The following is a 6944-nucleotide window of genomic DNA, read 5'->3' as shown; positions in this document are numbered from 1 at the left end:
GGTGGCTGGTGCGGGGAGGCTTGTCCAGACAACCCCCTCCGCGGCGGCGCAGGTTGTCCGAACAAGCCCCCGCATCGGGGCTCCACACGAAGTCCCACCACCGCTTCCGGCGGCGGCCGCGGCCCTACGGGGTCGAGTTGATCAGGATGAGCGAACCATCGTAGGTGGGTTGGGTGCGGAGGTCGCCGTACCTGCTGTCCCACGTGCCGTCGTCGAGGTGGCGGCGCAGGGTGGTCGCGAACCGGTCGTGGACGGCATCATCGACGAAGCTCCACGCCGAGTTGGCTTGGCGCGCCCCTGGATCGAGCAGTGCCTCCGGACGACCGTAGTAAGCCTCGTTGAATCCGTCCACGCAGTCGAGCGGAATGGGCACCGGCGTAACGGTGGTGGCGCCGCCGAGAACGCGGGTCAGTTCACCGGGCGCGGGGTAGCGGCGGGCTTCGGTGTCGAGCACCTCGGGGGCGTACTCGTACAACCAGAACCGGCGGACCAGAGCCGGATCGCAGGTCAGGATCACGACCGGGCCCCGTGCGACGCGCCGCAGTTCGCGGAGGCCCGCGTGCAGTTCGCTCCACTGGTGCACGCTGAACGTGGTCATCGCGGCGTCGAACGTCCCGTCGGCGAACGGCAGGTTTTCCGCTGTCCCATCGATGGCGGTCGCCAGGTTCGCCGGGCGTTGCGCGCGCATCGACGCCGAGGGCTCGACCGGGGTCACCTCGCGGTCGCGTGGCTCGTACGAACCGGCGCCCGCGCCGACGTTGACCACAGTGCGTGCATCACCCAGCGCTTGCAGGATCTGGTCCGCGATACGGGGTTCCGGCCGCCGGTACCGCGTATACGCTCCGCCGATCTGCCCGTAGTCGGCGTCACCGGCACTGCCGTCCGCCCGGCGTTCGAGGTCCATGATCGAAGACTAGAGCCTTCAGAACGGAAAAGACCGCGATCCGCCGGCGAGAGTGACCCATCGCATTTCGGTGAACTCCTCCATCGCGAACGTCACCCCGAACCGGCCCCAGCCACTGTCCTTCACCCCACCGAAGGGCATTTGCGGCTCGTCGTGAATGGGTTGGTCGTTGACGTGCACGATGCCCGCTTCCAGCCGGTTCGCCAGCGCCAGGCCGCGTTCCGGGTCTCCGGTGAGCACACCGGCTGTGAGCCCGTACCGCGAATCGTTCGCCTGCGCGAGCGCTTCCTCCGCGCTCTCCACGACGTCGGCGATCACGACCGGGCCGAACGTTTCGTGCCGCGCCAGTTCGGTTTCCGCCGGAACGTCCACGATCAGCGTCGCCGGGTAGCACGGCCCGGCCGCGGTACCCCCGGCGAGCACCCGCGCACCGCTCGCGACCGCCTCGTCCACGCGGCGGGCCACCGTGCGCAGGGCGTAGTCGTTGATCAGCGGCCCGATCACGGTGCCGCGGTCTTTCGGGTCCCCGCAAGGCAAAGCGGCCGTCTTCGCGGCGAACCGGCCGAGGAACTCCGCCGCCAGCGGGCGTTCCACGAAGATCCGCCGCGCGCACATGCAGATCTGCCCCTGATGCAGGAACGACCCGTACGCCGCGGCGTTCACGGCATAGTCCACATCCGCGTCGGCGAGGATGATCAACGGGTTCTGCCCGCCCAGCTCCAGCACCATCCGCTTCAGGTGACGCCCGGCCGCCTCCGCGAGCCTCCTGCCCGTGGCCGTGGAACCGGTGAAGTTGATCCGCCGCACCCACGGATGGGAGACCAGTTCCTGCCCGATCGCCCCGGCTTCGCCGCGCGCGTGCGTCACCACGTTCAGCACTCCCGGCGGCAGCCCGGCCTCCTCGAAGATCTCCGCCCACAACAGCCCGCCGACCCACGGCGACTCCTCGGAAGGCTTGAGCACCACGGTGTTCCCGAGCACCAGCGGCGCCGCGATCGCCCGGCACGACAACACCAGCGCGGCGTTCCACGGCGCGATGGCCGCCACCACACCGACCGGATGCCGCACCGCCATCGCGAACGCGTCCGGCTCGTCGGACGGGATCACCTGGCCGACGGCCGCGTACCCGGCGCCGGAAGCCTGCCGCAGCAAGGAAAGCACGAAGTCCAACTGGATCGAACCGAACGCGTGCCCGCAGCCGGTCTCCGCGGCCAGCAACCCCATGATCTCCGCCCGGCGCCGCCGCAGCACCTCCGCCGCTTCGAGGAAGATTTCCTGGCGCACGCCCGGGCTCGTCCTCGTCCAGCCGGGGAACGCCGCGTGCGCCGCCTCGATGGCCGCGCGCGCGTCGTGGGAGTCGCCCGCCGGGACGCGGGCGACGACCTTCCCGTTCCACGGATCCAGATCCTCGAACGTGCGGCCACCGCTGGAATTCAGCCACTGCCCGCCGATGAACTGGCGTAGTCCGGTCACTTCCGGACCAGCCGATGCCCCAGCGGGAGCAGCTGTACGCGCGCGACGCCCCACAGCCCGCGCGGCAGCAGCAGCGCGAACAGGATCGCGACCGCGCCCAGCCCGATCAGATACCACGCGCCGTAGTCGGCGAACAGGTTCTGCACCACGAAGAACACGATCGCGCCGATGATCGGGCCTTCGAACGTGCCGATCCCGCCGACGAGGACCATGAACAGCATGTACGCGGTCCACTGCACGCCGAAGATCGACTGCGGCTGGATGTACAGCGAGTTCGCCACCGTCAGCGCTCCCGCCGCCCCGCAGCCGAAAGCGGCGATGACGAACAGCAGCCGTTTCGCGGGCAGCACCTTCACGCCGAGCGAGGCCGCGGCCTCCTCGTCGTCCCGGATCGCCTGCAGCGCGGGGCCCGCCCGGCTACGCAGCAGCACGAACACGAGGCCCAGCATGAGCGCCATGAACGCCAGCGCGAGCCAGTAGGTGTACGCGCGCCGGTAGTCCGGGTCGTACTGGTTCAAGCCCAGCAGCGACGTGCCGGTGCCGCCGCCGAGGCTCTGGTTCAGCGTGACCAGCAAGGCGAACGTCTCCGCCACCACCCACGTGCCGATCGCGAACTGCCCGCCCCGCAGGCGAAGCACGAGCAACGACGTGGGCAGCGCGATGACGGCGGCGATCACCGCCGCCAGCACCATCGCCAGGTACGGCGTGACCTGCTGACGCGTCAGCACCACCGTGGCGTACGCGCCGATGCCGATGTACGCCTGCTGCCCGACCGACACCAGCCCGCCGTACCCGGCGAGCGTGTTCCACATCGCCGCGAGGATCACCAGGATGAACAGCGAAGTCAGCTGCTGCACCACGTAACCCGACATCCCGTACGGCACCGCGACCAGCACGAGTACGAGCACCAGCAGCAATCCCGAGGAGATCCGGGAGACGCCCGTCCACCGGCGTACCGCGTACGTGGTCATGCCGCACTCTCCCTCGCCGCGAGCAGCCCGCCGCGCGGGGAAGCCAGCACCGCCAGGAAAACGAGGTGCCCGGCGAGGATCGCGTACTGCGGGTCGATCGCCGCGCCGATCGCCTGCGCGATGCCCAGCGCCATCCCGCCCAGCAGCGTTCCCCACAACGAGCCGAACCCGCCGATCACCACGGCCTCGAACGCGAAGATCAGCTGCGTCGGCCCGCTGGACGGGTCGAACGTGGAGCGCACGGCGAAGAACGCCCCGGCGAGCGCGGCCGTGGCCACGGCTATCGCCGTCGCCCGGGCGTACACCGCCTTCGCGTTGACGCCGACGAGCTGCGCCGTGTCCTGATCCTGCGCCGTGGCCCGCATTTCCCGGCCCATCGGCGTCCGCCGCAGGAACAGCTGCAGCCCGCCGAGCACCGCGACCGCGACCAGCAGCACCACCACGCCCGGCACGGGAATGGCGATACTGTCGCTGAGCCGCCAGCTGGCGGTGGCGATGCCGCCGGCCGTGGCGCCGAGCGAACGCACGTCCGGCGTGAAGATCTGCAGCAGCGCGTTCTGGATGACGATCGCCAGCCCGAACGTGGTGAGCAGCGGCACCAGCATGCCCGCGCGCAGGCTCCTGCCCAGCAGCGTCAGCTGCAGCAGGTAGCCGAACACGAGCATGACCGGCAGCACCGGCAGCACCGCGAGGAACGGCGACAGGTGCCACTGGTTGGCCACGACCCACACGATGAACGCGCCGAGCACCGCGATGTCCCCGTGCGCCAGGTTGATGATGCGCATGACCCCGAACATCAGCGACAGCCCGCAGGCGAGCAGCGCGTAGAAGCCGCCGAGCGAGATGCCCTGGAGTACGGCGTTGAGCCACGTCATACCGTCCTCCCGGGCAGCCCGAAGTAGGCCTCGGTCACCTGTTCACGGCTGACGTCCGCGGCGGGTGCGTCGAGTACCACCCGCCCTTCCAGGAGACAGACGACCCTGTCGGCGACCTGCAGCGCCCGCGTGAGGTCCTGTTCCACGAGCACCACCGTGGCGCCCTCGGCGAGCAACGTGGCCAGGCACTCGTACACCGCGTCCACCGCGAGCGGGGCGAGGCCGAGCGAGACCTCGTCCAGCAGGAGCAGCCGCGGGTTCGTCATGAGCGCCCGCCCGATCGCGGTGGCCTGTTGTTCGCCACCGGACAAAGTGGACGCTCGCCGCGAACGCAGCTTGCGCAGCATGGGGAAAACGTCGAGCACCCCGTCGACCGTCCACGGCCCGGCACGCCGGTGCCGGGTGGCCACGAGCAGGTTCTCCTCCACCGTCAGATCCGGGAACAGTTTGCGCCCCTCGGGCACCAACGCGATGCCCAGCCGCACACGCCGGTGCGCGGGCAGCGCCGTGATCACCTCCCCATCCAGTCTCACGTTTCCGTGCGTTGCCTGTTTCGCCCCTGCGACCGACCGCAGCAGCGTTGTCTTCCCGGCGCCGTTCGCGCCGACCAGCGCCAGCCGTTCCCCCTCGGCCACGGCGAGCGAGACCGAGCGAACGGCATGCAGTAGTCCGTGGTGCACGTCGAGCTCTTCCACCGACAGGAGCGCGTTCATGCCGCCCTCCGGCCCAGGTAGGCGTCGATCACCGACGCGTCCTTGAGTACGTCTTCGGGCGGGCCGTCGGCGATGATCCGGCCCGCGTTCATGCACACGAGCCTGTCCACCACCTGGACCAGCACGTGCACGATGTGCTCGATCCACACGATCGCCACCCCGCCGGCGTGCAGCTGCCGGATGGTGGCCACCAGTTCGTCCGCCTCGGCGTCGGTCAGCCCGCCGCCGATCTCGTCCAGCAGGAGCACCGCCGGCCCGGTCGCCAGCGCTCGCGCGAGCTCCATTCGCTTGCGGTGCAATAATCCCAGGCTCTCGGCGCGCCGGTTGGCCAGTTCCGCCAGCGCGCACTGTTCGAGCACTTCGATGGCGCGCTGATACGCGCCCTGTCCCCGTAGTCCTGCCCCGTGGGTGGCGCCCACGATGACGTTCTCCAGCACCGTCATCCCGCCGAAAGGACGCGGTATCTGGTAAGCCCGTGCAATACCTTTACGGCAACGCCGATCCGCGCGCAACCGGGTGACGTCCTCACCGCGGAACCGGACTCTGCCGTCGTTGGGTCTGAGTGTACCCGCGAGCACCGACAAAAGCGTGGTCTTCCCGGCACCGTTCGGGCCGACCACGCCGACCGCCTCGCCGGCACTCACCGTGAAGTCCACTTCGGACAGTGCGGTGAGCTCGCCGAACCGTCTGCTCGCACCGGCTGCTTCGAGAACGGGCTCAGGCATAGGGCTGCAGCCTCGTCGCGACCGGCACGTTCGGGTCGTTGGCGTTCTCGCAGATGAGGAACTCCAGCGGGAACTGCCCGGTGGTGGCCTTGCGCCACTGCCCGCCGTGCACCCCGATCGGCACCACGTTCGGCACCGGGCCGGTACCGAAGGCGATCCGCCCCAGGACGGTGTCGGTGGACAGCGTGCTGACCGTTTTCGCCAGCCCCGCCTTGTCCTTCGGGTTCGGCGTGCCCTTCAGCGCCGCCACGGCCACGTCGAACAACGCCGTGCTGGGCCCGAGTTGCTGGTTCCACTGCTTCCCCGTGGCCGCCGTGTACCCGTCGCCGAGCTCCTTCGACGTGACGCCGGTCAGCGACGCGCGATAAGGGAAGGTCGGCGACCAGTACGTGCCGCCAGCGAGCCCGACAGCGCTGGGCCCCAGCGCTTCCACCTGCGAGACGAACAAACCGGTCTTGGCGATCTGCGCGATCTTGGGCCGGTAGCCCTGCTGCGCGGCCTGCTGCCAGAACGTGGCGAAATCCGGTGGCAGCGGGAAGGTGTTGAAGACCTCGCAGTTCTCCGCCTTGAACCGGGCGATCTGCGAGGAGAAGTCGTTCGTCCCGTCGGTGTACGCGCCGGGGTCGACGATCGTGTAGCCCTCCTTCTGCAGCAGCGGGCCGAGCGATTTGCGGATGGCGTTGCCGTCGGCGTCGTTGGGCCACATGACGCCGACCTTCTTGTTCGTCGGCACCTGCGACCACAGCGACGTGTACTGCTTGTGGAACTGCTCCACGCCGAACGAGAAGTGGTACGTGAACTTGAACGGCGACGGCTCGCCCTCCTTGGCGCCGCGCCCGAAATACCAGGCCTCCCAAGGGACGATGGTCGAGATGCACGGGACGCCCGCGGCTTCGCAGGCGTCGGAGGCCGGGTTCACCGTTTCCGGTGTGGACGTGGCGAGCACGAGGTCCACGCCGTTGGAGTTGATGAGGTCGTTGGTTACCTGGGCGCTGCGCTGGGGATTGGACTGGCTGTCCTTGTCCACGATCTCGATGCTGTAGGTCTTGCCCGCCAACGACAATCCGTTCGAGAGCGCCTTCCGGGCCTGGTCGAGCACGTAGCCGTCCGGCTCGCCGAAGCCGGCGGTCGACCCGGTGCGCGGGCTGACGAACCCGATGGTGATCTTGTCGCCGCCGCTGCCCGAACCGCCGAGCCCGGAGGAGCAGGCCGCCAGCGGGCCCGCCACCGCGAGACCCGCGCCCGCCTGCAGCAGTGTCCTTCGAGAAACCAAAGCGCACCTC

Annotated in this window: 7 protein-coding genes; all 7 read right to left on the bottom strand. The window is 69.5% G+C overall.

The window, feature by feature from the left end; genetic code table 11:
* Positions 1 to 124: 124 nt before the first annotated feature.
* Genes FPZ12_RS23350 through FPZ12_RS23320 form a run of 7 tightly spaced genes read right to left on the bottom strand, consistent with a single transcriptional unit; the run spans position 125 to position 6934 of the window.
* Positions 125 to 904, bottom strand: coding sequence for a class I SAM-dependent methyltransferase (locus tag FPZ12_RS23350; RefSeq protein WP_144747690.1), 780 nt, complete (start codon positions 902 to 904; stop codon positions 125 to 127).
* An 18-nt stretch (positions 905 to 922) separates the two neighbouring features.
* A complete protein-coding gene (locus tag FPZ12_RS23345; RefSeq protein ID WP_166462869.1) occupies positions 923 to 2377 on the bottom strand; it encodes an aldehyde dehydrogenase family protein in 1455 nt (484 codons plus the stop codon).
* A complete protein-coding gene (locus FPZ12_RS23340) occupies positions 2374 to 3348 on the bottom strand; it encodes a branched-chain amino acid ABC transporter permease (RefSeq protein ID WP_144747692.1) in 975 nt (324 codons plus the stop codon). The genes FPZ12_RS23345 and FPZ12_RS23340 overlap by 4 nt, the downstream gene beginning before the upstream one ends.
* Positions 3345 to 4223 (bottom strand): branched-chain amino acid ABC transporter permease, encoded by an 879-nt coding sequence (locus FPZ12_RS23335; protein ID WP_144747693.1) that lies wholly within the window; start codon positions 4221 to 4223, stop codon positions 3345 to 3347. Before FPZ12_RS23335 ends, FPZ12_RS23340 begins: the two co-directional genes overlap by 4 nt.
* Positions 4220 to 4936 carry an ABC transporter ATP-binding protein gene (locus FPZ12_RS23330; RefSeq protein ID WP_144747694.1) on the bottom strand — a complete coding sequence of 239 codons (717 nt, stop codon included), beginning with the start codon at positions 4934 to 4936 and terminating at the stop codon, positions 4220 to 4222. Before FPZ12_RS23330 ends, FPZ12_RS23335 begins: the two co-directional genes overlap by 4 nt.
* Positions 4933 to 5661 carry an ABC transporter ATP-binding protein gene (locus FPZ12_RS23325; RefSeq protein ID WP_144747695.1) on the bottom strand — a complete coding sequence of 243 codons (729 nt, stop codon included), beginning with the start codon at positions 5659 to 5661 and terminating at the stop codon, positions 4933 to 4935. The genes FPZ12_RS23330 and FPZ12_RS23325 overlap by 4 nt, the downstream gene beginning before the upstream one ends.
* Positions 5654 to 6934 (bottom strand): ABC transporter substrate-binding protein, encoded by a 1281-nt coding sequence (locus tag FPZ12_RS23320; RefSeq protein WP_144747696.1) that lies wholly within the window; start codon positions 6932 to 6934, stop codon positions 5654 to 5656. Before FPZ12_RS23320 ends, FPZ12_RS23325 begins: the two co-directional genes overlap by 8 nt.
* Positions 6935 to 6944 lie beyond the last annotated feature (10 nt).

Source organism: Amycolatopsis acidicola (assembly GCF_007713735.2).
Taxonomy (GTDB): domain Bacteria; phylum Actinomycetota; class Actinomycetes; order Mycobacteriales; family Pseudonocardiaceae; genus Amycolatopsis_E; species Amycolatopsis_E acidicola.
The sequence above is the reverse complement of the archived record's forward strand: the minus strand, read 5'-3'. Positions and strand labels throughout refer to the sequence as shown.

Excerpts from the sequence above, each read along its gene's own strand:
- FPZ12_RS23325 (WP_144747695.1), bottom strand. The coding sequence starts at position 5,661 with ATGCCTGAGCCCGTTCTCGAAGCAGCCGGTGCGAGCAGACGGTTCGGC.
- FPZ12_RS23330 (WP_144747694.1), bottom strand. The coding sequence starts at position 4,936 with ATGAACGCGCTCCTGTCGGTGGAAGAGCTCGACGTGCACCACGGACTA.
- FPZ12_RS23340 (WP_144747692.1), bottom strand. The coding sequence starts at position 3,348 with ATGACCACGTACGCGGTACGCCGGTGGACGGGCGTCTCCCGGATCTCC.
- FPZ12_RS23350 (WP_144747690.1), bottom strand. The coding sequence starts at position 904 with ATGGACCTCGAACGCCGGGCGGACGGCAGTGCCGGTGACGCCGACTAC.
- FPZ12_RS23335 (WP_144747693.1), bottom strand. The coding sequence starts at position 4,223 with ATGACGTGGCTCAACGCCGTACTCCAGGGCATCTCGCTCGGCGGCTTC.